The sequence below is a fragment of the Amycolatopsis sp. NPDC104775 genome (genome assembly GCF_055583325.1).
In genome coordinates this window covers 630817-655662 of the sequence record NZ_JBVJOE010000003.1, presented here as the reverse complement: position 1 = coordinate 655662, position 24846 = coordinate 630817, and the positions used below count along the sequence as shown (strand labels likewise).

Sequence of the window (24846 nt, the reverse complement as noted above, 5' to 3'; positions counted from 1 at the left end):
AGAAAGAAGAAGAGAAATGAAACAACAAAACAAAAAACCCACACACACCCCCCCCCCCCCCCCCCCCCCCCCCCCCCCCCCCCCCCCCCCCCCCCCCCCCCCCCCCGACGACGCCCCGCGCGCCCAACCAGCCTGGTCAACAACCCAGCTGCCCAGCCTGGCAAGAACTCATCCAGCGTAACTGTCCACATCAGACCGTCGGGCGAAAGCCGGAGCGTGCTCCGGCCGCAGGCCGACGCCGCCAAGGTAAGCAGTAACACCGGAAAGCGCCGGAAAACGTCGCATCATCCGCATCGGCGCGGGCAAGCGGTCCAGGGTTCCCTCCAGAGCGGGACGCAGCAGCATGCCGTGTTCGCCTCGCTGGCTGGACTGCACCGCGACGGTCGGCAGCAACCGGCGGCGGCGGACGGCGGCCAGGCGAGACGGGGGAACATCCCCGCGCCGCAACGGTTCCGCGAGGAGCCGGGCGGTGGCGACGGCGTCTTGCACGGCCAGGTTCACCCCGACGCCTCCCACGGGCGACATCGGGTGCGCAGCGTCGCCGATGCACAACGCGCCCGGTGCGTGCCAGCGCGGCAGCAGGCCCATGGTCACTTCGAGCAGCTTCACGTCGTCCCACGAACGGATGGCGGACAGTTGCGAGGGCGTCCAGCCGAACAAGTCGCCCAGCTGGGAACGGAAGCCTTCGATGGGGCCGGAACGCAGGTGGGCGTCTTGGCCGCGGGGGATGAGGTACGAGGTCTGGTAGTAGTCGCCGCGGTCCATGGTCACCGAGGCGTAGCCGGGGCCGAAGCGGGCGAACACCCCCGGTTCACCAGGGCCGGCTTTCGGCACTCGCACCTGCCAGACGTCCATCGGGACCTCCGACTCTCGCAGGGCGAGGCCGAGTTCGCGGCGCACGGTCGACCAGCGGCCGTCGCAGCCGACGGTGAGCGGGGCTTCGATCGCGGAGACAGCGCCGGTGTCGTCGCGGTAGTTGACGCCGGTGACGCGTCCGGCCGCTCGGCGCAGGGAAACGACGGAAGCGCCCATGCGCAGGGAGAATTTCGGTTCGGCGGCACCGGCTTCGGCCAGCAGGCCGAGGAATTCGGCTTGCGGAACCATGGCGATGTGCTTGTGCGGGCCGCGCAGCCGGCTGAAATCGGCGGCGATCACGGTTTCCGCGCCGATCTCCATTTTCATCCGTTCCAGGACCGAACGCGACAGGGCGGCGAACCGGGCGCCCAGGCCCAGTTCGTCCAGCAGGCGCAGCGTCGACGGGTGCACGGTGTCGCCGCGGAAATCCCGCAGGAAGTCGCGATGCTTCTCCAGCACGACGACCTCGACTCCGGCCCGCGCCAGCAGCAGGCCCAGCATCACGCCTGCTGGACCGCCTCCGGCTACTACGCATCCGGTCCGTTCCATCGGGACCTCCAATCTTAGAGACGCTCTAAGTTTAGAGTAACGCTAAGATTCACGCCATGACCGGGTTGCGGGAAGAGAAGAAGCGGCGGACCCGCCAGGCGCTGATCGAGGCGGCGCTGACGCTGTTCGACGAGCAGGGCTACGACGGCACGACCGTCGCCGAGATCTCCGCGCGGGCGAAGGTGTCCCCGGCGACGTTTTTCAACTACTTCGCCACCAAAGAGGACGTCGTCTTCGCTGACCAGCACCTTTACGACGAAGTGGTGGACGGGGTCTTCGCGGAGACGGAGCCGGGCGCGGCGGTGGCCGAGACGGTGACGAGGACTGTGCACGCGCTGGCGACGGCGGACGCGTGGAGTTTCCCGCTGGACCATCCGCTCACCGAGGTGCGGACCCGGTTGCTGGCTGGGGTCCCGGCGTTGCGCGCGGGGTATCTGCTGCGCAACGCCGCGGTGGCCGACCGGTGGGCGGAGAAGCTCTACGAGACGTGTGCGCCCCAGCTGGATCGGGTCGAAGCCGCCGCGTTGACTGGCGCGGTGCTGGGCGCGTTGGAAGCGGCGTTGCGGCAGGTGCCGGAGGGGCAGAGCGCGACGGAGGTTCTGCTGGGGATCGTCGAGCGGGTGGTCTACGGATTCTTGCCCAGGGGCTAATTGCAGTACAGGGATTCGAGTTTGGTGTCCGAGGCGACCACGGTGATCCCCTTGCCGATCGATTGCCCGGATGCCGCCAGCGAAGCGGATACGGTGCAGACCACCTGCTGCAGACCGATCGGGTACAGCAGTTTCATCGATTCGCCGACGGTCACGGTCACCGGCTCGGTCGAGGTGTCGACCGAGACGTGCCTGCCGGGAGAGAGCATCGAGTAGTAACCCTGTTGTTCTTCCACCCGCGTCGGGCCGCCGAAGAGTTCCGTCAGCACTGTCGTGGGTGTCGCGTCCCTAGCCCAGGCGCGCTGCACCGGGCTGAGCTGGCCGGCGTAGACGAAGTAAAGGGTGATTTGCGGACGCGGCGTGCCCAGCTGGAACCCGCCGGGGGCGTCGCCCGCGGGAATCACCCCGGTCGGCTGGATGCCGCAGCTGGCGAGGGCCAGCACAGAGAGCAAGGCGAACAAGAGCCGCAGAAGTTTCATCGTTCCTCCTGCCTGGTGCGGGGCAGCCGGAGGGTGAACCGCGCTCCGTCGCCGGTGTTGGCCGCTTCGAGGTCGCCGCCGTGCAGCCGGGCGTTTTCCAGGGCGATCGACAACCCGAGGCCGCTGCCATCGGACCGGGCGCGCGAGGTGTCGGCCTTCGCGAAGCGGTCGAACACCTTCGGCAGCACCTCGGTAGGGATTCCCGGGCCGTGGTCGGTGACCGTCAAAGTGACTGTTTCGTCGTCGGCGCTCAGCTCGATTTCGACCGGCGGTGCGCCGTGGTGCAGGGCGTTGCCGACCAGGTTGGCGACGACCAGGTCGAGCCGCCGCGGGTCGGCGGGCACGGTGATGCTGGGCAGGTCGGACACCACGGAGTCGGTCCAGCCGCGCGCGGCGAGGCAGTTCGCCACTGCCTCGGCCAGGTCCACTTCCTCGATCCGCAGTTCGGCCCGGCCGGCGTCGAAGCGCGAGATTTCGACCAAGTCCTGCACCAGCCGGGTCAGCCGCCGTGTTTCGGCCGAGACGAGCCGCGCCGCCACCGCGGTGTCCGAGGGCAGCTGGTCGGCGTCTTCGTCGAGGACGTCGGTGACCACGTTCATCGCGGCCAGCGGGGTGCGCAACTCGTGCGAGACGTCGGCGACGAACCGGCGCGCGTCGGCCTCCATTTCGCGCAGCGAGCCGACGGTGCGCTCCAGTTCCGCCGCGGTGTGGTTGAACGTGGTGACCAACTGGGCCAGTTCGTCGGAACCCTTGGCGGGCAAGCGCACGTCGAGCTGTCCGTCGCCGAGTTTGCGCGCGGCGGAGTTCAACGCGCGCACCGGCTGCAGCACTTGCCGCGCGGCCAGCAACGCCAGCGCGACCGCGATCGGCAGGGCCAGCGCGGTCATCTGCCACGCGCGCGTCGCCAGCTGCTCGATCGCGGCCTGCTGGGTGGCCAGCGGGACCGTTTTGTAGACCTCGATGCCGGTGTGTTCCCCTCTCGTCGCGCCGTAGCGCAGCAGCGGCATCCCGATGTAGAGCACCGGACGCCCGCCCTCGACGACCCGCTGGAACTGGACGGTGGTCCCGGCGGCGACCGCGCGGCGCAGGCCGTCGGGCAGTTCGGCCGGATTCAGCCCGGCCCGCGAATGCAGCGACCCGAACACCACGGTCGTGGTGCCTTTGAGCGAACTCGCCATGTTGTCGAGCTGCCGCTGGTCGGGCGGGAGGGTCAGCTGGGGCAGGTACGTCCGGACCTCGTCGCGCAGCTGCACCATCGCCGGGTCCTGCACGCCCGCGAGAATCGTGTTGCGCGCGGTCACGTAGCTCGCGCCCGCCGCCGCGCCCGCGCCGACCAGCGTCATCGCCGCGAACGCCAGCACCAGCCGCAGGCGCAGCCCGGACGCCCACGACCGGAGCCGCTTCACGACCCGGCCCGCCTCACGAGCGGCCGAACCGGTAGCCGAAGCCGCGGACGGTCTGCACGTGGTCCGGCCGCGCCGGGACGTCCTCGATCTTCGAGCGCAGCCGCTGCACGCAGGCGTCGACCAGGCGGGAATCGCCGAGATAGTCGTGTCCCCACACGGAGGCGAGCAGCTGGCTGCGGCTGTACACCTGGCCCGGCGTGCGCGAGATCTCCAGCAGCAGTTTCAGTTCGGTCGGCGTGAGCGAGACCTGTTCGCCACGCTTGCGCACCAGCATCCCGGCCCGGTCGATCACCAGGTCGCCGTGCTGTTCGGGGCCGGTCGCACCGGGTTCGGCGGCGGTGCGGCGCAGCACCGCGCGGATGCGGGCGTCGAGCACCCTCGGTTCGATCGGTTTCACGACATAGTCGTCAGCGCCCGCTTCGAGACCGGCGACGATGTCGAAATCGTCGCTGCGCGCGGTGAGCATGATGATCGGCACCTGGCCGAGCGCGCGGATCCGGCGGCAGGTCTCGAACCCGTCGATGCCGGGCAGCATCAGGTCGAGCACCACGAGGTCGGGCGCGCGTTCGCGCAGCTGTGCGACGCCGTCCTCGCCGGTCGCGGCGGTGTGCACCGTGTGTCCTTGACGGCGCAGCGCCAGCTCCATGCCCTCGCGGACGGACGCGTCGTCCTCGATCACCAACACCACAGCCACAGGGGCCATTATTCGGACTGCCCGCGGATTCGCGCGACCCGGGCGGATCTTGTAGCGAAACCATGACACGGCCCTGACGAGATCCCGAAATCCGGGGGCCAGGCTCGAAGGCATGGCAGTACTGACTCCTGAACCGCCGACCGTGCCTCTGTCCGTGCCCCGGCACGCGCTCGCCCCTCGCCGCCGTTCGCGGACCGCCGTGCTGGTCGCCGCCGCGATCGGGTTCGCGGGCGCGTTCGTCGTCGCCTACCTGCTCTTCGTGCGGACCGAGGCCGGGCAGCGGGCGGAGGACGGCGTCGTCCGCTTCGCGCAGAACCTTCCGCGGTCCACTGTGGACTGGGCGCGGCCGCTGGCCGGGATCGACGGGGTCGAGGTGTTCGGCGCGGCCGGGATCGTCATCGTGGCGCTCGCCGTGCTGCGCAAGCGGTTCGCGCTCGGGGTGACCGCGCTGGTGCTGTACTTGCTTCCGCTGGCCGCCGCGCAGCTGCTCAAGATCTACCTGCTCGACCGGCCGGACGTCGGTTCGTCCGGAGCCCCGCACCACAACAGCTTCCCGAGCGGGCACGTGAGCGCGGCCACCGCCGTGCTGCTGGCGCTGGCCGTCGTGCTGCCCGCGCGGTTCCGGACCTGGGTGCTCGCCGTGGGTGCGCCCGGCGTGGCCTGGGTGGCCGCGGCGACCGTCGCGCTCAGCTGGCACCGGCTCTCGGACACCGTGGGCGCCTGCCTGCTGGTGGCCGCGGTGGTGTCGGCGGGCGCGGCGGTCGTCTCGGCGCGGCGTCCGGACGGCGGCCGGATCCCGCCGGTGCTGACGACGGTCGCGCTGCTCGGACCGGTCGCGGTGGTGCTGGGCGGGTACGCGGTGCTGGCGTCGGCGACGTCGGTCCCGGCCCGGTTCGTGGCGGCGCTGGTGCTGGCGGCGCTGAGCGCGGTGGCAGTGGTGCTGCTGGCCGCCGGACCGCTCCGGCGGGTGAACTTCGACCCGTCCGGAGCGCGGAACCGGCTCAGCGAAGCGGAGTCTCGGTAGGGGAGTTCACGAGGGGTTCCGGCGCGGTTTGATCCGCACCGCGGGCAGCGGGGGAGCGGGCAGCCGCGCCGGGCCGCCGGGGTACGGCTCGATCGCGCCGAACTGGTCGGAATGCGCTTCCCACGCCTCGCGGTATTCGGCGATCTCGTCGTGGCTGCGGCCGACGAAGTTCCACCACATCAGGATTTCCTCGCCGAACGGCGGCCCGCCGAGCACGATCACGCGCGCGGGTTCCGGGCCAGGGTTGCGCAGGTCGAGCGCGGTCGCGCCGATGCCGAGGTAGCCGAGCTGGGCCCGCTGCAGCGGAGTGCCCGCGAAGGTGACCTCTCCGGTGTCGAGCAGGACGCCGTGCTCGAAGGACGGGTCCGCGTCGAGGCTGATGCGCGCACCCGGATCGAGGACGATTTCCGCGCCCAGCAACGGAGTGAAGGTCTTCACCGGCGAGGTTTCCCCGGCCAGCGTGCCGAGGAAGACCCGCGCGGTCGCACCGTCGAGTTCGGTGGCCGGCGGCGCGTAATGCTGGAAGTCGCGGGCGGTGTGCCGGTGTTCGTCCGGCAGCGCGACCCAGAGCTGGACCCCGTGCAGCGTCGTGGTTTCCGGCGTCGACACTTCTTCGTGGCAGATGCCGTGGCCGCCGGTCATCAGGTTCAGCTCGCCGGGCCGCACCATCGCGTGCGAGCCGAGGCTGTCGCGGTGTTCGATCTCGCCGGTGAACAGCCAGCTCACCGTCTGCAGCCCAGTGTGCGGATGCGGGCCGACGGACATGCCGCCGCTGACTGAGGTGTCGTCGGGCCCGTAGTGGTCGGCGAAGCACCATGCGCCGATCAGCGACCGCTGGCGCTGCGGCAGGGTGCGGCGCACCGGCATCGCGCGCGGGCCGCCGAGCGGGACGGAACGGGCGTCGAGGATCTCGACCTTGCCCGGGCTGACCGGGTCGCCGCCGCACGCCAGTTCGGCCGGGTCGGTCTCGACGTTGCTCATGCCGACACGATAACCGGCCGGGTGCGGGTTCCCGCGCGGCTGTCCGTGAGGGGAACCCTGAGGGAATCAGAGTCCGTGAGGGTTCCCCTCACGGACAGTCTCCCGGGCGGTCGAGGAGGTTGCGCAGCCAGTCGAGCGCGGTGGGGAGTGCGTTCAGGACCGAGATGTGCCCGTCGCGTGGACGGAGCCACAGTTCGGCGTCCGGAAGGTTCCGCAGGAGCCATTCGCTGTGGCTGACCGGCACGACCCGGTCGTCTCCGCCGTGCACCAGCAGCACCGGAACCCGCACGTCGGCGACGGAGAACCCCCACGGTGCCACATACGCAAGATCGTCGTCGGCTTCCGCGGCCACGTCCGCCGCGGCACCCGCGTCTGCGCCGAGCGGTCCCCAGGCGCCGCGCAGCGCCGTCCAGTCCGCGTCGGTGAAGCTCGTCGGGTCGAATTCCTGCGTTTCCCCGTGCCGCAGCCGGGTTTCGCGGCCCTCGCGGGCGGCCCGCAGCGAACTGTCGTCGGCCATCCCGCCGTACCAGTCATAGGTTTCGGAGTACGGGGCCAGCCCGGCGAGAGACACCGCGGCCGTTACCCGATCCGGCAGCCCCGCGGCGCAGGCCAGCGCGTGCGGCCCGCCGCCGGACGCGCCCGCGACGGCGAACCGCGGCAGGTCCAGCGCGTCCGCCAGCTGGCGGACGTCCTCGGCGGCCGACCCGACCGTCCGCCCGGAGTCCGGAGTGGACCCGCCGTAACCGGGCCGCGCATAGGAAACGACCCGAAATCCCCGCGCCGCCGCGGCTTCCACCACCGGCGGCAGCAGGCGGCCGGATTGCGGAGTCCCGTGGTGCCACACCACGGGAAAGCCGTCGCCGTCGCTGTCGTGAACCCGAAGAGTCCGGCCGTCGGCCAGCGGCAAGTCAGTCGTCCCCATGCCGAGGACTCTAGCCACTCCGCCGCGCGCGATCGGCGAAATTGTCCCAAGCCTGGCGCACCAGAGCCGGATGCGCGAGAAGATCCGACGCGGTCCGGGCCAGCGCCGACGCGGTCGCGAGCAGCACCGTCCGGGCTCGCGGCGACCCGGTCGCCTCGGCGAACGCCCGGCTGCCGACCGCGCGCGCCGGATCGTGGAGCGCGACCGAGGGATGGATCGTCGGCATCCGCACGCTCACGTCGCCCACCTCGGCCCGGCCGGGGACCGCCGCCGTGCCCGACGGGGACGCGTGAATGCCGCACGCCGCGAGATGCCGGGCGAAATGCCCGGACAGCACCGGATTGTCCTGAAACCGCGCGTGAATCGGGCCGAACCGTTCGACGTTCGCCTTGGTCCCGGTCGCCATCGCGGCGCCCTCGGCGGCTGTGGTCACTTCGGTGACGACCCGGCCGAGCGTTTCCGAATCCGGCGCGCGCAACCCGAAGCGGGCCTCGGCGAAATCGGGCACTGTGTCGGTGGATTCCCCGCCCTGCGTCACGATTCCCCGTACTGCCGCCCCGGCGGGCAGCCGCGCCCGGAGCGCGGCGATCGCGGTGAAGATCTGCACCAGTGCCGCGACCGCGTCGGTGCTGTCTTCGGGCGCTGGCCCGGAATTCCCGTGCACGGTCACCCGCAGCTCGGTCCGCGCGGCGAGCGGCGCGGCGGCCCAGGTGTGCACGCCGGGCTGGAAAGTCAGCACCGCGTCGATGCCGTCGGCGGGGCGGTCGGTGACCACGACGGAACCGGATTCCACCGTCCGGGCGGTGGCGAGCGCGGCGCCGAACACCGCCGCCGCGACGAGGTTGTGCCCGAATTCCCGGTGCCGGTCGGAGGGGAGCAGCAGAGCGACGCACGGCCGCCCGGACCCGCACCGGGCGGTGCGGCCGGTGACGTCGAAACCGGCGGCGGCGAGCTGCCCGAGGTCCGGGGCCTGGTCGCCGCCCGGCTCGCGGGACCAGGCCCAGAGCCGCTCGGCGAGCGATTCGATCTCGTGGTCTATCCGGTCGTGCCGGTCCTCGTCGGACTCCATGCCGCCCAGGTACCCGCCTGGCGGGCATTCGATCCCTGCCGAAAGTGGGTAATTCGGCCGTTGGCGCGGCGGCGCCGGTGCGCGAGGGTCACTGCCATGACAGCGGGAAGCTACCGGGTGCTGCCGGCCGAGGTGTCGGCGATCGTGAAGAACGTGGAAGGCCTCGGCGCCGCGGCGTTCTCGGCCGTCCGCGACCTCGAGACGCTCGTGATCGACGCCTTGTCGTTCGCGGGCATCGGCAGCGGGGTCGCCGCGGCGAACACCTTGCTGCAGTCGAAACTCGTGTCGTCGCTCGGCGATTTCGTGAAGCTCATCGAACAGGTCAACGGCAAGGTGCAGCACGCGGCGCAGAACTACGCCGACGCCGACGCCGCGGTCGCGCACGGCTATGGCGGAGGGACTGGCGGCGGGGGAGCCGGGGCAGGCGGCGGTGCGGCTGCTGGGGGTGCCGCACCGCACCAGCTGGACGACCGGGTCGTCGATTCGATCATGCGGTCCGAGGGCGCTACCGGCGAACAGGGCGGAGTCCGCGAGGCGTACGGCTTCCGGGAAAGCATGCACAACGGCTACGACCAGATCATGGCCGCCCGCCAGCAGTACGGGATCGGGAGCGCCGAGGAACGCGCGGTGGTCGCCCAGCTGATGACCGCCAACGCGCGCCGCGCCGGGGCGCTGGAGTTCACCGATCCGGGCACGCAGGCCGCGATCATGTCCGGCGCGCACATGCGCGGCGCGGGCGGCGTCCGGGCGATCCTGAACCACATGGGCGGCGCGGACATCGTGCAGAGCGCGCGCACCCTCGACCCGGCCGCGGTGCAGCACCTGCAGGGTTTGTCGCCGGAGGAATTCCAGCAGCAGTTCCACGACGCCCGGCTCGAATACGACCGCGAGATCTACGGCGACACCATCACCCGCCAGGGCGGGCACACGCAGAACTGGTGGGACCGCTACGGAAACGGTCTCACCCAGCGCTACGACCGGGAGCAGCAGGAGTTCCTGCGACTGTCGCGCTGACTCCGCTCAGTCCACATCGGACAACCGGGCCGTCAGGTCCTCGACCAGCCGGGTCAGCAGCCGGTCGAGGACCTGGCGGTCTTCCGCGCTCCAGCCGCTCAGCGCGTCGGCGAACCAGCCCTCGATGACCGCGACGTAGCGTTCGGCCGCGGCTTTTCCCTCCGGGGTCAGCTCGATCAGCCGGGCGCGCTGGTCGTCCGGGTCGGCCACGCGGCGCACCAGCCCTCGGCTTTCCAGCCCTTGCACCTGCCGCGTCACGTGCGGTCCGACGACGTTCATCCGGGTCGCGATCTCGCCGACGCGCAGCGGTTCGCCCCCCAGGTGCAGGATGCCGAGTACGCTCATCGCCGGCCGTTCCAGCGGCAGCCCGGTGGCCTCGACCGCGCGCTCGAAGAGCTTTCCCCGGCGCAGCGAGTCGCTCAGCTCGTTCAGCCGGGGCAGCAGGTCCCGGAACAGGGAAGGGACGGCGGACATCGCGGGCTCCTTGATTAGATACCTAACTTAGGTATACAGTTGGCGTGCCGGGATCGCGGGAGGCGGTTCCGGCCGGTCGCGAAAAGGATACCTAAGGTAGGCATCTATCGCCTGCCGGGGAAGGGGAGAACCATGAGCAGGAACGTGCTGATCTCGGGGGCGAGCATCGCGGGCCCGGCACTGGCGTACTGGCTGAACCGGTACGGCTTCGCGGTCACCGTGGTGGAGAAAGCGGCGGCGGTGCGCGGCGGCGGCTATCCGATCGACATGCGCGGCCCGGCCGTTGAGGTGCTGCGGCGGATGGGGCTGGAGGAAAAAGCCCGGGAACGGCACGTCGCGACGCGGCGGATCTCGTTCCTCGACCGGGACGGCAGTGTCATCAAGGGGCTCGAACCCGTCGCGCTCACCGGGGAGCAGGTGGGCCACGACATCGAACTGGCCCGCGGCGACCTCACCAGCCTGTTGTACGACGCGGTCCGCGACGACGTCGAATTCCGGTTCTCGGACTCGATCGCGGAGCTGGACGACCGCGGCGACGCGGTGGACGTGACCTTCACCAGCGGCCGGCGGCAGACGTTCGACCTGGTGCTCGGCGCGGACGGGCTGCATTCGAAGACCCGTTCGCTGGTCTTCGGGCCGGAGGAACAGTTCCACCGCTACCTCGGCTACTGCTTCGCCGGGTTCAGCATGCCGAACGACCTGGGGTTGTCGCACGAAGGCGTCGTGTGGGCCGTTCCGGGGCACAGCGCGGCGCTCTACGCCACCGGGGACGGCGGCGTCATGCACGGATTCCTGCAGTTCAGCCGGGCGGACGCGCCGCTGCGCGCCTTCGCCGACCCGAGGGCGCAGCGCGACCTGGTCGCCAGCTACTTCGAAGGCGACGGCTGGATCGTGCCGCGGATGGTCGAGGCGATGCGCACCGCCGACGACCTGTTCTTCGACGTGGTCAGCCAGATCCATCTGCCGGTGTGGTCGAAGGGCCGGGTCGCGCTGGCCGGGGACGCCGCGCACGCGACGTCGTTCCTGTCCGGGCAGGGCTCGAGCCTCGCGATGGTCGGTGCGTACCTGCTGGCTTACGAACTGGCCGACGCTCCGCACGAGGAAGCGTTCGCGGCCTACGAGCGCCGGTCGCGGGAGTTCGTGGAACGCAACCAGGCGCTGGCCACGGGCGGGGCGTCCGTCATGGCGCCGCGCACCGAGGAAGAGTTGGAAGCGCGGAATGCGGCCTTGCGGTCGATGGACGGGTTGCCGGGCGTGGAACACAGCGAAGTGCACAGCCTGGTGACGTTGCCGCCGGAGCGCGCCGCCGTCTGAGCGCCGGCTCACTAAGGTGGCGTCGCCGTGCGAGTCGCTGCGCGGCGACGGCTCGCGGCGTGCGAAGCTGCCCGGCGGCAGTGCGCGGTGACGGAACGGGGCGGGATGAACGCGATTGCGCGCGGCGGCGGGATGCTCGCGGCGATTCTGGTGGTCGTCGGCGGGACGGCCGGGCTCGGGGTGGCGCTCGGGCTCGGCGCGACGGCGATGCTGGCCGGGCTGACCGCGCTGTTCTGCTTCATCGCCGCGACCGGCGGGCCGTTGCGGCCGGACCTGTGGCTGCTCGCAGCGTTCGCTCCGGCGGTGGTGATCGGCGGGGCCGGGCCGCGCTTGCTGGGCGAGGTGTCGCCGGTGGCGTCGATCACGCTGTTCGTGCTGGTGGTGTTCGCCGCGGCGCTGCTGCCCGCGCTCGGGCCGCGCTACGTGACGGTCGGGCTCGGGCTCGGCATGGCTTCGGTGTTCGGCTACGGCTTCCAGCTGAGCGGTGCGGCCAGCCCGGTGCAGATCGTCTGCGCGCCGGCGCTGGCCGTCGGGGTCGTGTTCGTGCTGCGGCTGCTGATGGGGCTGAGCGATCCCGGCAAACCGACCCGCACCGCGCTGGCCGACGCGCTCGCCGGACCGGATCGCGAGAGCGCGGAGCGGGCGGTCCGGCTCTGGGTCGCCGACCGGCCGCGGGCGTGGCAGGCGCGGGTGCTCGCCGGCGGCGCGCGGTACCACGGAACGGCCGCGTTGCTGCGGAACCGGCTGCGCGCCTTCGACGACGAGCAGGCGGCAGCGGTTTCCCGCGTGCTCGACGCCGCGGACGAACAGGTCGCGGCGCTGGCGGAAGCCGTGCGCGCCAAGACCGTTTCGGAGCCGCCGGAGATCGAACGGATCGACGCCGAGGTCGCGTTGCCCGGCGGCACCGCCGCGCTGCTCGACGAAGCCTGGGCCGGGCTGTTCGCGATCCGGGAAGCGGTGCTGAACCGCGACGAGTCCATTGTGGACTTCCCGCGGCATCTCGTCCGCGAGGCCTTGCGGCGCGAGGCGGCCGGGGTGTTCTCGTGGCGGTCCGCGCAACTGCGGCACGCGGTCCGGTGCGCGCTGGGGATGCTGGTCGCGGCGGTGATCGCGACGTTCCGGCCAGGCGATCCGCTCACGGTGTCGTTCCTGATGACGACTTTCGCGCTCATGCAGCCGGAATGGCGGGACACGCTGGCGAAGGCGTGGCAGCGCGCGGCCGGTGCGGTAGCCGGGGCTGTGGTGCTGGCGGTCGCGCTGTGGCTGTTGCCGCCGGGTGCGCTGCTGCCGCTCGGCATTGTCGCGCTGCTCGTCGGATTCCCGTTCATGCAGGTGAAACCGATGGTGTTCAACGGCTGCATGGTGCTGATGAGCGTCGGGATGAACGCGACGACGCGGCATCTGGACGCGGTGTCGGTGCTCGTGGAGTACCTGCTGCTGGTGGCGCTGGCGGTGGTGATCGGGCTGCTGTTCGGCTTCGCCGCGGTGCCGGGAGTGCCGAAACCTTCGGTGGCACAACGGTTTTCCGACGCAGTTTCCGAGACCGGCGAGCTGTTAGCGTCGGTGGCGGAGCGGTTGCGCGGCGGAGGCGGACGGCGCGAGGTCGGCTTGCGGTTCCGCGCCGCGGCTCGGACGCACCAAGACCTGCTGAGCCCCGAGCCCGGCAGCCGGGAACCTTCGGCGGAGCAACGAGAAGCTCTGGAAGAGGCCAGCCAGGGATTGCGCGGGCTCGCGGCGTCGGCGGGCGCGCTGCTGCAGCGCGACGGGCAGTCGCCGGTGATGGCGTCCTTCGCGGAGGCGGCGGCGGGTGCGCTGGCGGGCAGCGGGGAACTGCCCGCGCGTCCCGCGGAGGCGGACGAGGAGGAACGGCTGCTGGCCGACCTCGTCCGGGCTGACCTGCTGCGCGTGCATCGCGGCGCGGAGGTGCTCGCGGGCTGAAAGGCCATCCGACGTTTCCCTCGCGTCCCTTCACCTTCCGCGTTCGCGATGTCACCATCCGGACATGAGGAAACTCCCGCTCGCCCGCGCCGCGACGGTGGCCGCCTGCACGGCGTTGCTGTTCCCGGTGTCCGCGGCGTACGCCGATCCGCCGCACAACCTGCCGCAGAACGCCAACGGGTACGAGCAATCCTTCTCGCCCGCCTACGATTACGACGGCGACGGCTGCTACGCCACTCCCGCGATCGGCCCGGACGGCACGCTCGCGCCCGGCCTCAAAACCACCGGCGCGGTCAACGGCAACTGCCACGACAAATCCGACCTGGACAACTCGCAGACCTACTCGCGCTCCACCTGCAACCACGGCTGGTGCGCCGTCGTCTACGCGAGCTACTTCGAAAAGGACCAAGCTGTCGACGGGAGCGGCCTGGGCGGCCACCGGCACGACTGGGAGCACGTGATCTCCTGGATCGACCAGTCGTCGAACCAGGTCGAATACGTGACCACCACGCAGCATTCCTCGCAGGTGACCTACCCGCGCTCGAAAGTGTCCTTCGACGGCTCGCACCCGAAGACCGTCTACCACAAGGACGGCCCCGGCACGCACTTCTTCCGCCTAGCCGACGCCCACGACGAGCCGCCGGAAAACCACTACCACACCTGGCGCTACCCACCCCTGGTCGGCTGGGACGGCTGGCCGTCGACCGCCCTGCGCGACCGCCTGATGGCCGCCGACTTCGGCGCCGCGACGATCAAGATCAGCGACGGCCGGTACCAAGACCTGCTCGAGAAGTCGAAGCCCGCCGGGATCCCCTTCGACCCGCGCGGCTGACCGCCGGTCCGCAGCCGAATCGCCCACCCCACGAGGCGCCCACACCCACCCCCGCACCCCGATACGAAGCCTCACTGACCGTCAGCACAATCAAGCTTCGGGGTGCCCCACGCAACACAGCACAGCCGCGAAATCCGAGTAATAGTAACCACCATGCACCCAGCCCCCGCCGCGCTCCCGCTGGACGGAATCACCGTCGTCTCCATTGAACAAGCCGTCGCCGCCCCGCTGGCCACCCGCACCCTCGCCGACCTCGGCGCCCGCGTGATCAAGGTCGAACGCGCGGACGGCGGAGACTTCGCCCGCGAGTACGACCACGTCGTCCACGGCACCGGCGCGCATTTCGTCTGGCTCAACCGCGGCAAGGAATCCCTGGCGATAGACCTCAAAACCGCGGAGGGCCGCGACGTCGTCCGGCGGCTGATCGCCCGCGCCGACGTCTTCGTCCAGAACCTCGCCCCGGGTGCGGCCGCCCGGCTGGGATTCGGCGCCGCCGAGCTGCGGGCCGGCCATCCGGAACTGGTCGCGGTCGACCTCTCCGGCTACGGCACTGGCGGCCCGCGGGAGCAGCGCAAGGCCTACGACATGCTGGTCCAGGCCGAAGCCGGGCTGATCGGCATCACCGGCACCCCGGACACCCCGGTCAAGACCGGAATCCCCACCTCCGACATCGCGTCCGGCATGTACTGCGCCCAAGCCGTGCTGGCGGCCCTCCTTCGCCGCTGGCGTACCGGCCAAGGCGCGACCGTCGAGGTGTCGATGCTCGAAGCGACCGTCGAGTGGATGGGCTACGCGATGTACAGCCAGATGTACTCCGGACGCCAGCCCGCGCGGATGGGTTTGAGCCACGCCTCGATCGCGCCGTACGACGCATACCCGACGAAAGACGGTCAAATGTTGATCGGCGTCCAGAACGACAGCGGGTGGCGGACGCTGGTCACGTCGGTCCTCGAAGCGCCGCACCTGGCCGACGACCCGCGATTCACCACGAACGTGCTGCGCGTCCAGCACCGCGCGGAATGCGACGCGGCGGTCGCCGCCGAGACCGCCCGATGGTCCACAGTGGAATTGGACGAGCGGTTGGCGGAGGCGGGAATCCCTGCGGCGCAAGTGAAACAGGTCGCGGATGTCGTTGCCGATCCACAGCTGCGCGCCCGCGATCGCTGGCGGAAGATCCGCACCGAACACGCGACCGTGGATGCGCTGCTGCCGCCAGTGACGTTCGCGGACGTCGAGGCGCGGATGGGTGACGTGCCAGCGTTCGGCGCGCATACCCGTGCGCTGCTTGAAGAAGCCGGGGCGGACGCGGACGAGCTGCTGAGCCGGGGGATCGCCGCCGAGCCGCGTTGACAGTTGTATGGTGCATCTCTAGCATGCGGGGACATGCCGGGAGAAGACCGCGACGGCGACGCCCTGGATGCTATCCACCGCGCGATGATCCTGTTTTCCCGCGGATCCCGGGTGCGTTCGAACGACCTGTACGAGGGGCTCGGGTTCGTGCAGTACACGATGCTGTCCTCGATCGACCTCGCGGACTGCGCGCACGCGGCGGATCTCGCCCAGGAGTATGGGCTCGATCCCTCGACCGTCAGCAGGCAGCTCGCGGAACTGGAGACCGCCGGGCTGCTGGTGCGCGGCCCGGACCCGCGGCATGCGCGCAGGCAGCGGCTCGAGCTGACCGAGGCCGGGCACCACGCGCTGGCGATTACCCGTGCGGCGCAACGGAAACGGCTAGAAGAACGGCTGCGCGACTGGCCGCGCCGCGACGTGGCGGAGTTCGGGCGGTTGCTGACCAGGTTCGTCGAGTCTTAGCGATCCACTGTGGACGAATCCGGTCGGCAGCGTTCTTCGGCTTCGAGTGGACGGCCGCCGCGGGAACCGGCACGGTGGTGTCATGGCCGGTGGTACGCGCAGTCGTCGTGCCCTGGCCCCGACCACGAGAAGACGCCGGTCTTCGCACCGGCGGAGGAGGACGGCCATGCCTGAGGACACCCCGGCCGCGCTCGTCGAACAGCGCGGGCACATCCTGGTGATCACGCTGAACCGGCCGCACGCGATGAACGCGGTCAACGCCGAGCTGAGCGAACTCGTCGGCACCGCGCTGGAACGGGCCGAGCAGGATCCGGAAACGCGGGTCGTCGTGCTGACCGGCGCGGGGGAGCGGGCGTTCTGCGCTGGAGCCGATCTGAAAGCCGTGTCGCGGGGCGAATCGCTCGCCGCGCCGGGGCACGAGGAATGGGGCTTCGCCGGATACGTGCGGCACCCCGTTTCGAAGCCGACGATCGCCGCGGTGAACGGATTCGCGCTCGGCGGCGGCACCGAACTCGCGCTGGCCAGCGACCTGGTGGTGGCGGCCGAATCGGCGAAATTCGGGCTGCCCGAGGTGAAACGCGGCCTGTTCGCCGCGGCGGGCGGGGTGTTCCGGCTGCCGCGCCAGATCCCACAGAAGATCGCGATGGAAATGATGTTCACCGGCGAACCCCTGGACGCCGCCCGCGCCGCGACGCTGGGCTTGGTGAACCACGTGGTTCCGGACGCCGACGTGCTGACCGAAGCATTGGCGCTGGCGGAAAAGATCGCCGCGAACGCGCCGTTGGCGGTGCAGGCCAGCAAACGCGTCGCACTGGGCATGGTTGACGGTGCGATCCCGGCCGAGGACGGCGACTGGGACATCAACCGGGAGAACGCGGCCGGGGTCATGACGAGCGAAGACGTCCGCGAGGGAACGCTGGCGTTCGTCGAGAAGCGCGCGCCGGTTTGGCAGGCTAAGTAAGCGTCCGTGCGGGGAACTCTGAGGGAATCAGAGTTCCCCGCACGGACTTGAGCCCGGCGGGGCGGGTCAGTCCACTTTGGACGGGTGCCGGGCGAGGGCGGTCACCTGGATGTCCATGTACGGGAACAACGGCAGGTTCGACAGGATCTGGTGCAGCTCGTCGTGGTCGGCGACGTCCAGCACTGAGTAGTTCGCGTACTCCCCGGCGATCCGCCAGATGTGCGGCCATTTCCCGCTGCGCTGCAGCTGCTGGCTGTACTCCTTCTCGCGCGCGATGAGGGCGTCGCGGACCGCCGGGTCCAGGTCCGCGGGCAGGCGGACGTCCATCCGGACGTGGTAAAGCATGGTTCTCCTCCCGGATCGGGCCGGATCAGGCCGGGTCGAGGACGAAGCTGTACTCGATGGTCTCGCCGTCGTCCGCGGGCTTGGGGTCGAGCAGCAGTTCCGGTTTCACCGCGGACGCGATGTCGTCGTCGTTGTGCTCGTCGCCCGGGAAATAGAGCTGCGCGGTGAGCAGTTCGTGCCCGGGCGCGGACACCTTGACGTGCAGGTGCGCCGGACGCCAGGCGTGCCAGCCCGCCGCCGCGATGAGTTTGCCGCAGGCGCCGTCGGTCGGGATCTGGTACGGCGCGGGCCGGACGGTGTGGATTTCGAAACGGCCTTCGTCGTCGGTGGTGAAGGTGCCGCGCAGGTTCCACTCCGGGATGCCCGGCGCGAACTGCGAGTACAGCCCGTCCGCGTCCGCGTGCCACAGTTCGACCTTCGCGCCGCCCAGTGCCGCGCCGGTGGTCGAGGTGACCTGTCCGGTCCAGACGAGCGGGGTGCCCGGCTCGTTCTCCCGCGTCGGGATCGAACCGCGCGCGCCCTGCTCCGGGGCGTCCGGCACGTAGTACGGGCCCTCGATGGTGCCCTTGTTGCCCTTGCGGTGCTCGGTGGCGACCTCTTCGACGACGTGCTCGACCCAGACGTCCAGGAACAGCGGCCATTCGCCGTCCTCGCCGACGCTGATCAGCCACGATTTGAGCGCGTTGTACTCGTCGTAGGTCACCTTGTGCTTGCGGATCGTGGCGTGCACGGCCTCCAGCACCTCGCGGGCGAGCAGGCTGACCCGTTCCTTCGGGGTACCCGCGACGCCGGCGAGCTTGTCGCTCTTGAACCGCTCGGTGGCGTTGGCTCCGGACGCGGCGGCGGTGGGGGAATGCGTGGCAGTCATGAATCCTCCTTGATCCATCGGGGTTTCCGGCTCAGCGGTCTTGCCGGTAGTGCCGGAGCTTGCCGGGGTCGAGTGCGGCGCCGAGACCGGCGCCGGGGCGGATGGCCAGTTCGCCGTCCGCGATGCACAGGGGTTCGGCGAGCAGGTCGTCGGTCATGTCGAGAAAATTGGACAGTTCTCCCGGACGGCGCGACGTCAGCTCGTAGGCCGCTCCGAACGCGACACTGCACAGTGAACCGAGCTGGCCGTCGATCTGGTTGCCCAGCACCACTTCCAGCCCGAGTCCTTCGGCGAGATGGTGCGTGCGCTGCGAACGCGTGAAGCCGGTGCGGGCGGTTTTGATGCTGATCGCCGTGGCCGAGCCGCCGAGGATTTCGCGGGTGACGTCGGCCGGGGTCACCGCGGATTCGTCGGCGATGAACGGAACGTCCAAACGCGACACCAGCCAGCGGCGGCCCAGCACGTCGTCGGCGGGGCACAGCTCCTCGGCGAACAGCAGGTCGAGGTCGGCCATTTCCTGCATCGCCCGGGCGGATTCCGCGGCCGTCCAGCCGCGGTTGCCGTCCACGTACAGGTCGACCTCGGAGCCGAACCGTTCCCGCAGCGCGCGAACCACTGCGGTGTCTAGGGAAACCGGACGGCGGCCGACCTTCACCTTGAACGTCGTGATGCCGTAGGTTTCGCGAATCCGCTCCGCCTCGGCGACCATCGCGGCGGGCTCGTCGAAGCCGAGCATGTGCGAGACCTTCATGCGGTCGGTGTAGCCGCCGAGCAGTTCGGTGACCGAGACGTCGAGGCTTTGCCCGAGGGCGTCCCAGATCGCCATGTCCAAAGCGGACTTCGCGGCCGGATTGCCGACTGTGCGGGAGAGCCGGGCGTGCACGGTCTCGCGTTCCAGCAGGCTCAGACCGACCACCTGCGGCGCGAACACGGTCTCGATGACGGCCACGATCCCGGCTTGCGTCTCGCCGTAGGTGAATGGCCGCGGCGGCGCTTCGGCGACGCCGACCACGCCGTCGTCGGTGTGCACGCGGACCAGCACGTGCTCGGCCGTGTGCACCTCGCCGGACGCGAAGCGCAGCGGTTTGCGGTAGGGGATGGCGAACGGGATCGCCTCCACCCGGGTGATCTTCATCGTGTCCTCCCTGACACGGGCACTTCGACGGGGAACAGCTCGCCGAGCGCGTCGAGCACGGCCGGGACCAGTGCCGAGGCCCGGTCGCGGTGCCAGGCGAGCGCGAGCTGGACGGTGGCGGCCCCGGCGAGGTCGCGGAACACGACCCCGGCCAGCGGCAGCGCCCGCGCGGACGCGGGGACGACGCCGACGCCGAGACCGCCGGCGACAAGAGCGAGCAGCACTGCGGTACCGGCCGCTTCGTGCTCGCGTTGCGGGGTGAATCCGGCGTCGCGGCAGCTGCGCAGGACCGCCTCGTTGACGACGGAGTGGCTGGCCGGATACGTGACGAAAGCTTCGGCACGCAGATCGCTCATCGCCACGACCGGCTCCACCGCGAGCCGGTGGTCGGCGGGAACGGCGAGCACGAGCGGCTCGGTCTCGATTACATGCAGGTCGAGGTCGGTTCCGGTGACCGGCGGACGCAGCACGCCGATGTCGAGCGTGCCGTCGCGCAGCTGTTCGCACTGCTCGCCGGTGAGCAGATCGGCGTGCACTTCGAGTTCGACCTCGGGCAGCCGGTGCTGCAGCGCACGGGCGACCTGCGGCAGATGCGACAGCGCGGCGGTGCCGGTGAAGCCGATCCGGGCGAGCCCGCGGCGGCCGTCGGCGATGCGCCGGGCTCCGCGCGCGCCCGCCTCGACCGCGTCCAGGATCCGCTGTGCCTCGGCGAGGAAGAATCGGCCGGCCGGGGTGACCTGCACCTGGCGGGTCGTGCGGCTGAGCAGCGCGACGCCCAGTTCGTCCTCCAGCTGCCGGATGGCGTGCGAGAGCGCGGGCTGGGCGAGATGCAGGCGTTCGGCGGCGCGGCCGAAGTGGCAGGTCTCGGCGACGGCCGCGAAGTACCGCAGGTGGCGCAGTTCCATCGGGCTGCCTCCTCACCGGCTCCTCGCGTGGTCTCGCTCACCGTAGGTTCCGGCATTGAGAGAAGACAAGGAGCGGTTTGCGTGCGATTGATAAACGGAAACGAATAATCCCACCCTAGGTCAGGACTGGGTTTTGTCCTGGTGTGGCCGCCGCCACGGGCTGGCACAGTGCGGGAAACCCCTGCTGGGGAGCCGATCAGTGCCGATCGCCAGGCCCGTTGGAGGAGTCATGACCGAGACGCATGCCCACGCCGCCGCCGTCGTCGCGGACGCGGTGGTGGAGGACCCGGAGGCGGGCGTCTACCGCGCGAACCGCCGGATCTTCACCGACGAGGAGATCTTCGAACTCGAGATCAAGCACATCTTCGAGGGCAACTGGATCTACCTCGCGCACGAGAGCCAGCTGCCGAATCCGGGCGACTACTTCACCACGACGATCGGCCGTCAGCCCGTCGTCATCACTCGCGACAAGGGCGGCGAGCTGCATTGCCTGATCAACGCCTGCGCGCATCGCGGCGCGATGATCTGCCGCCGCAAACGCGACAACCGGCCCACGCTCACCTGCCCCTTCCACGGCTGGACCTTCCGCAACGACGGCAAACTCCTCAAGGTCAAGGACCCGGAAGGAGCTGGCTACCCGGAGTCGTTCGACACCGACGGCTCGCACGACCTGACGAAGGTCGCCCGCTTCGAGTCCTACCGCGGTTTCCTGTTCGGCAGTCTCAACCCGGACGTCCTGCCGTTGACCGAGCATCTCGGCGACGCCGCGAAGGTGATCGACATGCTCGTGGACCAGTCACCGGACGGACTTGAAGTACTACGCGGGGCGTCCACGTATACCTACGACGGCAACTGGAAGGTCCAGGCGGAGAACGGCGCGGACGGCTACCACGTCACCGCGACGCACTGGAATTACGCGGCCACCACGGCCCGGCGCAACACCGGCGAATCGGCCAACGACACCAAGACCCTCGACGCGGGTTCGTGGGGGAAATCCGGCGGCGGCTACTGGTCGTTCCCGCACGGGCACCTGTGCCTGTGGACGTGGGCGGGCAATCCGCAGGACCGCCCGCTGTGGCCGCGGATGGCGGAGCTGAAGGAGAAATACGGCGCCGCCAAGGGCGAGTTCATGGTGCGCGGGTCCCGGAATCTGTGTGTATATCCCAATGTGTACCTGATGGACCAGTTCTCGACGCAGATCCGGCATTTCCGGCCGATCGCGCCGGACAAGACCGAGGTCACCATCTACTGCATCGCGCCGAAAGGCGAGAGCGCCGAGGCGCGGGCGTGGCGGATCCGGCAGTACGAGGACTTCTTCAACGCTTCTGGCATGGCGACGCCGGACGATCTGGAGGAATTCCGGTCCTGCCAGCTCACTTTCCGCGCGACGGCCGCGCCGTGGAACGACATGAGCCGTGGTGCGCGGCATTGGCTCACTGGCCCGGACGAAGTCGCTTCGTCGCTCGGGCTCGACGGTGTCGTGTCGGCCGGGCAGAAGAACGAGGACGAGGGTCTTTATCCGGTGCAGCACGGGTATTGGCAGGAAACCATGCGCGCGGCGATCGCCCGTGAGCAGGCTGTTCGAGAAGAGGCCCGATGACCGCCGCCGCCGAGAAGACCATCACCCAGCACGACGTCGAGCAGTTCCTCTACCGCGAGGCGCGGTATCTGGACGACCGCGAATTCGAGAAGTGGCTGGAATGCTACGCCGACGATGTCGTGTACTGGATGCCTTCCTGGGGCGACGACGGTCTGCTCACCGAAGATCCGCAGCGGGAGATTTCGCTGATCTACTACCCGAACAAGGGCGGCCTGGAGGACCGGGTGTTCCGGATCCGCACCGAACGCTCGAGCGCGACGTCCATCCCGGAACCGCGGACCAGCCACAACATCACGAACGTCGAACTGATCGAGCGGCACGGCGAGCTGGTGGACGTGCGGTTCAACTGGCACACGATGTACTTCCGGTATCACACGGTCGATCCGTATTACGGGACTTCGTTCTATACCATCGATTTCTCCGGGCCGTCGCCGCTGATCCGGCGGAAGACGGTGGTGCTCAAGAACGATTACATCCACCACGTCGTCGACGTGTACCACTTCTGAGCGGAGGCGGTCATGAACCACCGGATCGCTCTGTCCTTTGAGGACGGTGTCACCCGCTTTGTCACGTGCGCGCCGGACCAGACCGTCGCGGACGCGTCGTACCGGCAGCGCATCAACATCCCGCTCGATTGCCGGGACGGCGCGTGCGGAACCTGCAAGGCTTTCTGCGAATCGGGGGAGTACGAGGGCGGTTCCTATCTCGAAGACGCCCTGAGTGCGGACGAGGCCGAGCGCGGGTATGTGTTGCCGTGCAGCATGAAGCCGAAGTCCGATCTGGTGTTGCAGATCGCGAGCACGTCGGCGGTCGCGAAGACGCAGGCCGCGGAACATCACGGTACTCTTGTTGCCCTGGAACGGCTTTCGCCGACGACGATGTCGCTGACCGTCGAGATCCGTGACCGGGATCGGCTCGCGTTCCTGCCGGGGCAGTACGTGAACGTCACGGTTCCGGGGACTGAGGCGACGCGGTCGTATTCGTTCAGCAACGCGCCCGGCGACGAGCGGCTGACTTTCCTGGTGAAGCTCACGCCCGGCGGCGTCATGTCGGATTACCTGACCGGACGGGCGAAATCGGGCGACGAGCTGACGTTCACCGGGCCGCATGGGAGCTTCTTCCTCCGCGAGACGGATCGGCCGGTATTGCTGCTGGCCGGGGGTACGGGGCTCGCGCCTATTCTGTCTATTGTGCGCACTATGCGCGATTCGGGCGCGACTCGGCCAGCGCACCTCGTGTACGGCGTGAGCACCGACGACGACTTGGTCGAGACCGCGACGCTGGAGAAGCTCGCTGCCGAGGTTCCCGGGCTGACCTGGGATTACTGCGTTTCGGATCCGGCGAGCGCCGCGCCGCACAAGGGGTACGTGACCACGCTGATCCGGGATGAGCATCTGCACGGCGGGGACGTCGCGGTTTACTTGTGCGGTCCGCCGCCGATGGTGGAGGCGGTACGGGGACACTTCGCGTCGGCCGGATTCGAGCCGACTGGGTTCTACTACGAGAAATTCGCGCTCGCCGCACCGGTCCGCGTGCCGGAGATCCCGGTGCAGCCGATCGCGGCCGATCCGGAACCCGAGCCGGAGCTGGAGTTCGTCGCCGGTCGCGCGCTGGCGGGGCAGGAGTTGTTCCCGGCAGTCGAACTGGTGCCGCTGCGGGCTGGAGCGGCGCTGTCCGCCGCGGAAGAAGCGCGGGTCGCCCGCACGATCGCGGGCCAGGAAATGCTGCCCGCGCCGCAGGAATCGCCCGGTGAGTACGAAATCGGCGAGGAGCATCCGTCGGTGCACGAATCGGACGCGGTTTTCGAGGCTCGGCAAGCGCTCGAACTGGGCGCGCTCGAATTGACCATCGGACGGCTGACGTCGGGCCAGCTCGCCGGATACCGGCTGCTGGCCGAGTCGACAGTGCCCTATGTGGACGGTGACCGGTTCCTGGACGCCGCTGCCTACACCGAAACCAACGCGGCGTTCCACGACTACCTGTTCACCCTCACCGGCAACGAACACCTGTTGCAGGCATATCAGGCGCTCGGCGTGAAAGGGCACATGGCCGAGACGCTGCGCAACGCGACCTGGTGTCATCCGCGCTGCACGCAGGACCACCTGGACCTGGTCGCCGCGTTCGAGTCTGGTGATCGGGCGACCGCGCGCCGGTTGGTCGCCGAGCACGCGGAACGGTCGAAGATCACCACCCGGCGGGCGATGGGCGGAGCGGCGGCGGGGCCGAAATTCCTGTCGCCAGGACGCTTCGCGGGCAAGGTCGTGGTGGTCACCGGCGCCGCACAGGGGATCGGCGAGGCGACGGCCCGGCGGATCGCCGCGGAGGGCGGCACGCTGGTACTCGCCGACCGGTCCGGCCTGGTCAGCGGCCTGGCTGAGGAGCTGCCCGAGGCCGCGGCGGTGGTCGCCGACCTGGAGACCTGGGCGGGCGCGCAGGCGGTCGCGGAAGCCGCGCTGGCCCGGTTCGGCCGGATCGACGTGCTCGTCAACAACGTCGGCGGCGCGCTGCGGTTCAAGCCGTTCACCGAGTTCGGCCCGGGCGAGATCGAGGCCGAACTCCGCCGGTCCCTGCTGACCACGCTGTTCTCCTGCCGGGCCGCGCTGCCGTCGATGGCGCAGCGGGGCGGCGGGGTGATCGTGAACGTCTCGTCGGCGGCCACCCGCGGCATCCACCGGATCCCGTACTCGGCGGCGAAGGGCGGGATCAACGCGCTGACCGCGTCGCTGGCCTTCGAGTACGCCGACGCCGGCGTCCGGGTGGTCGCGACCGCGCCGGGCGGCACCGAAGCGCCGCCGCGGCGGATCCCGCGCGGCGGTCCCGAACCGGCCACTGACCAGGAACGGGAGTGGTTCCAGGCGCATATCGACCAGACTGTCGGGTCGTCATTGCTGAAGCGGTACGGCACCCTGGACGAGCAGGCCGCGGCGATCGCGTTCCTGGCCTCGGACGAGGCCTCGTACGTCACCGGCACCGTCCTGCCCGTCGCCGGGGGCGATCTCGGCTGACGGCGGCGTTCGGC

The 24846-nt window shown here is 70.1% G+C and carries 24 protein-coding genes; 12 read left to right on the top strand and 12 right to left on the bottom strand.

Annotated elements, in window-relative coordinates; all coding sequences use genetic code 11:
* Positions 1–168 precede the first annotated feature (168 nt).
* Positions 169–1404, bottom strand: coding sequence for an FAD-dependent oxidoreductase (locus tag ACZ63D_RS17165; protein ID WP_465355267.1), 1236 nt, complete (start codon positions 1402–1404; stop codon positions 169–171).
* A 56-nt stretch (positions 1405–1460) separates the two neighbouring features.
* Here ACZ63D_RS17165 and ACZ63D_RS17160 point away from each other — a divergent pair, with 56 nt between their 5' ends.
* Complete coding sequence (locus tag ACZ63D_RS17160) at positions 1461–2054, top strand: TetR/AcrR family transcriptional regulator (protein ID WP_465355266.1); 594 nt, start codon at positions 1461–1463, stop codon at positions 2052–2054.
* Here the strand turns inward: ACZ63D_RS17160 and ACZ63D_RS17155 are convergent.
* From ACZ63D_RS17155 to ACZ63D_RS17145, 3 genes are all read right to left on the bottom strand, one after another.
* Positions 2051–2533, bottom strand: coding sequence for a hypothetical protein (locus ACZ63D_RS17155; protein WP_465355265.1), 483 nt, complete (start codon positions 2531–2533; stop codon positions 2051–2053). The two genes, ACZ63D_RS17160 and ACZ63D_RS17155, sit on opposite strands and share 4 nt — an antisense overlap.
* Positions 2530–3876, bottom strand: a complete 1347-nt coding sequence (locus tag ACZ63D_RS17150) for an ATP-binding protein (protein ID WP_465355568.1) — start codon at positions 3874–3876, stop codon at positions 2530–2532. The genes ACZ63D_RS17155 and ACZ63D_RS17150 overlap by 4 nt, the downstream gene beginning before the upstream one ends.
* 76 nt (positions 3877–3952) lie before the next feature.
* On the bottom strand, positions 3953–4633 hold the full coding sequence (locus tag ACZ63D_RS17145; protein WP_465355264.1) for a response regulator: 681 nt from the start codon (positions 4631–4633) through the stop codon (positions 3953–3955).
* 112 nt (positions 4634–4745) lie between these two features.
* On the opposite strand from ACZ63D_RS17145, the gene ACZ63D_RS17140 reads away from it, so the two are divergent.
* Complete coding sequence (locus ACZ63D_RS17140) at positions 4746–5657, top strand: phosphatase PAP2 family protein (protein ID WP_465355263.1); 912 nt, start codon at positions 4746–4748, stop codon at positions 5655–5657.
* Positions 5658–5663: 6 nt separating this feature from the next.
* Here ACZ63D_RS17140 and ACZ63D_RS17135 read toward each other — a convergent pair whose 3' ends face one another.
* The 3 genes from ACZ63D_RS17135 to ACZ63D_RS17125 form a co-directional block, all read right to left on the bottom strand.
* Positions 5664–6638 (bottom strand): pirin family protein, encoded by a 975-nt coding sequence (locus ACZ63D_RS17135; RefSeq protein WP_465355262.1) that lies wholly within the window; start codon positions 6636–6638, stop codon positions 5664–5666.
* Between the two features lie 88 nt (positions 6639–6726).
* The gene (locus ACZ63D_RS17130; RefSeq protein ID WP_465355261.1) at positions 6727–7560 is read right to left on the bottom strand and encodes an alpha/beta fold hydrolase; all 834 of its coding nucleotides are present in this window, start codon (positions 7558–7560) and stop codon (positions 6727–6729) included.
* Positions 7561–7570: 10 nt separating this feature from the next.
* Entirely contained in the window at positions 7571–8629 is a 1059-nt protein-coding gene (locus tag ACZ63D_RS17125) for a peptidase dimerization domain-containing protein (protein ID WP_465355260.1), read from the bottom strand.
* Between the two features lie 96 nt (positions 8630–8725).
* On the opposite strand from ACZ63D_RS17125, the gene ACZ63D_RS17120 reads away from it, so the two are divergent.
* On the top strand, positions 8726–9643 hold the full coding sequence (locus tag ACZ63D_RS17120; RefSeq protein WP_465355259.1) for a hypothetical protein: 918 nt from the start codon (positions 8726–8728) through the stop codon (positions 9641–9643).
* 6 nt (positions 9644–9649) lie between these two features.
* Here ACZ63D_RS17120 and ACZ63D_RS17115 read toward each other — a convergent pair whose 3' ends face one another.
* A complete protein-coding gene (locus ACZ63D_RS17115; protein ID WP_465355258.1) occupies positions 9650–10117 on the bottom strand; it encodes a MarR family winged helix-turn-helix transcriptional regulator in 468 nt (155 codons plus the stop codon).
* Between the two features lie 132 nt (positions 10118–10249).
* Here ACZ63D_RS17115 and ACZ63D_RS17110 point away from each other — a divergent pair, with 132 nt between their 5' ends.
* The 6 genes from ACZ63D_RS17110 to ACZ63D_RS17085 all read left to right on the top strand — a co-directional run bounded on the left by ACZ63D_RS17110 (position 10250) and on the right by ACZ63D_RS17085 (position 16974).
* A complete protein-coding gene (locus ACZ63D_RS17110) occupies positions 10250–11431 on the top strand; it encodes an FAD-dependent monooxygenase (RefSeq protein ID WP_465355257.1) in 1182 nt (393 codons plus the stop codon).
* Between the two features lie 27 nt (positions 11432–11458).
* Entirely contained in the window at positions 11459–13369 is a 1911-nt protein-coding gene (locus tag ACZ63D_RS17105) for an FUSC family protein (RefSeq protein WP_465355256.1), read from the top strand.
* 64 nt (positions 13370–13433) lie between these two features.
* The gene (locus ACZ63D_RS17100) at positions 13434–14201 is read left to right on the top strand and encodes an NPP1 family protein (protein ID WP_465355255.1); all 768 of its coding nucleotides are present in this window, start codon (positions 13434–13436) and stop codon (positions 14199–14201) included.
* Between the two features lie 153 nt (positions 14202–14354).
* Positions 14355–15551, top strand: a complete 1197-nt coding sequence (locus tag ACZ63D_RS17095) for a CaiB/BaiF CoA transferase family protein (RefSeq protein ID WP_465355254.1) — start codon at positions 14355–14357, stop codon at positions 15549–15551.
* 33 nt (positions 15552–15584) lie between these two features.
* Positions 15585–16013, top strand: coding sequence for a MarR family winged helix-turn-helix transcriptional regulator (locus ACZ63D_RS17090; protein ID WP_465355253.1), 429 nt, complete (start codon positions 15585–15587; stop codon positions 16011–16013).
* Between the two features lie 166 nt (positions 16014–16179).
* Positions 16180–16974: a crotonase/enoyl-CoA hydratase family protein gene (locus ACZ63D_RS17085; RefSeq protein WP_465355252.1), complete on the top strand. Its 795-nt coding sequence runs from the start codon at positions 16180–16182 to the stop codon at positions 16972–16974.
* Positions 16975–17040: 66 nt separating this feature from the next.
* Here the strand turns inward: ACZ63D_RS17085 and catC are convergent, their stop codons facing one another.
* The 4 genes from catC to ACZ63D_RS17065 are packed head-to-tail and all read right to left on the bottom strand — an operon-like array spanning position 17041 to position 20227.
* Complete coding sequence (gene catC, locus ACZ63D_RS17080) at positions 17041–17319, bottom strand: muconolactone Delta-isomerase (protein WP_406634616.1); 279 nt, start codon at positions 17317–17319, stop codon at positions 17041–17043.
* Positions 17320–17344: 25 nt separating this feature from the next.
* Positions 17345–18187 (bottom strand): catechol 1,2-dioxygenase, encoded by an 843-nt coding sequence (gene catA / locus ACZ63D_RS17075; protein WP_465355251.1) that lies wholly within the window; start codon positions 18185–18187, stop codon positions 17345–17347.
* Between the two features lie 31 nt (positions 18188–18218).
* Positions 18219–19322 (bottom strand): mandelate racemase/muconate lactonizing enzyme family protein, encoded by a 1104-nt coding sequence (locus tag ACZ63D_RS17070; protein WP_465355250.1) that lies wholly within the window; start codon positions 19320–19322, stop codon positions 18219–18221.
* Positions 19319–20227, bottom strand: coding sequence for a LysR substrate-binding domain-containing protein (locus tag ACZ63D_RS17065; RefSeq protein ID WP_465355249.1), 909 nt, complete (start codon positions 20225–20227; stop codon positions 19319–19321). The genes ACZ63D_RS17070 and ACZ63D_RS17065 overlap by 4 nt, the downstream gene beginning before the upstream one ends.
* Before the next feature lie 229 nt (positions 20228–20456).
* On the opposite strand from ACZ63D_RS17065, the gene benA reads away from it, so the two are divergent.
* The 3 genes from benA to benC are packed head-to-tail and all read left to right on the top strand — an operon-like array spanning position 20457 to position 24832.
* On the top strand, positions 20457–21827 hold the full coding sequence (gene benA, locus ACZ63D_RS17060) for a benzoate 1,2-dioxygenase large subunit (protein WP_465355248.1): 1371 nt from the start codon (positions 20457–20459) through the stop codon (positions 21825–21827).
* On the top strand, positions 21824–22333 hold the full coding sequence (gene benB / locus ACZ63D_RS17055; protein ID WP_465355247.1) for a benzoate 1,2-dioxygenase small subunit: 510 nt from the start codon (positions 21824–21826) through the stop codon (positions 22331–22333). The genes benA and benB overlap by 4 nt, the downstream gene beginning before the upstream one ends.
* A gap of 12 nt (positions 22334–22345) precedes the next feature.
* Positions 22346–24832, top strand: a complete 2487-nt coding sequence (gene benC, locus ACZ63D_RS17050; RefSeq protein WP_465355246.1) for a benzoate 1,2-dioxygenase electron transfer component BenC — start codon at positions 22346–22348, stop codon at positions 24830–24832.
* Positions 24833–24846: the final 14 nt, after the last annotated feature.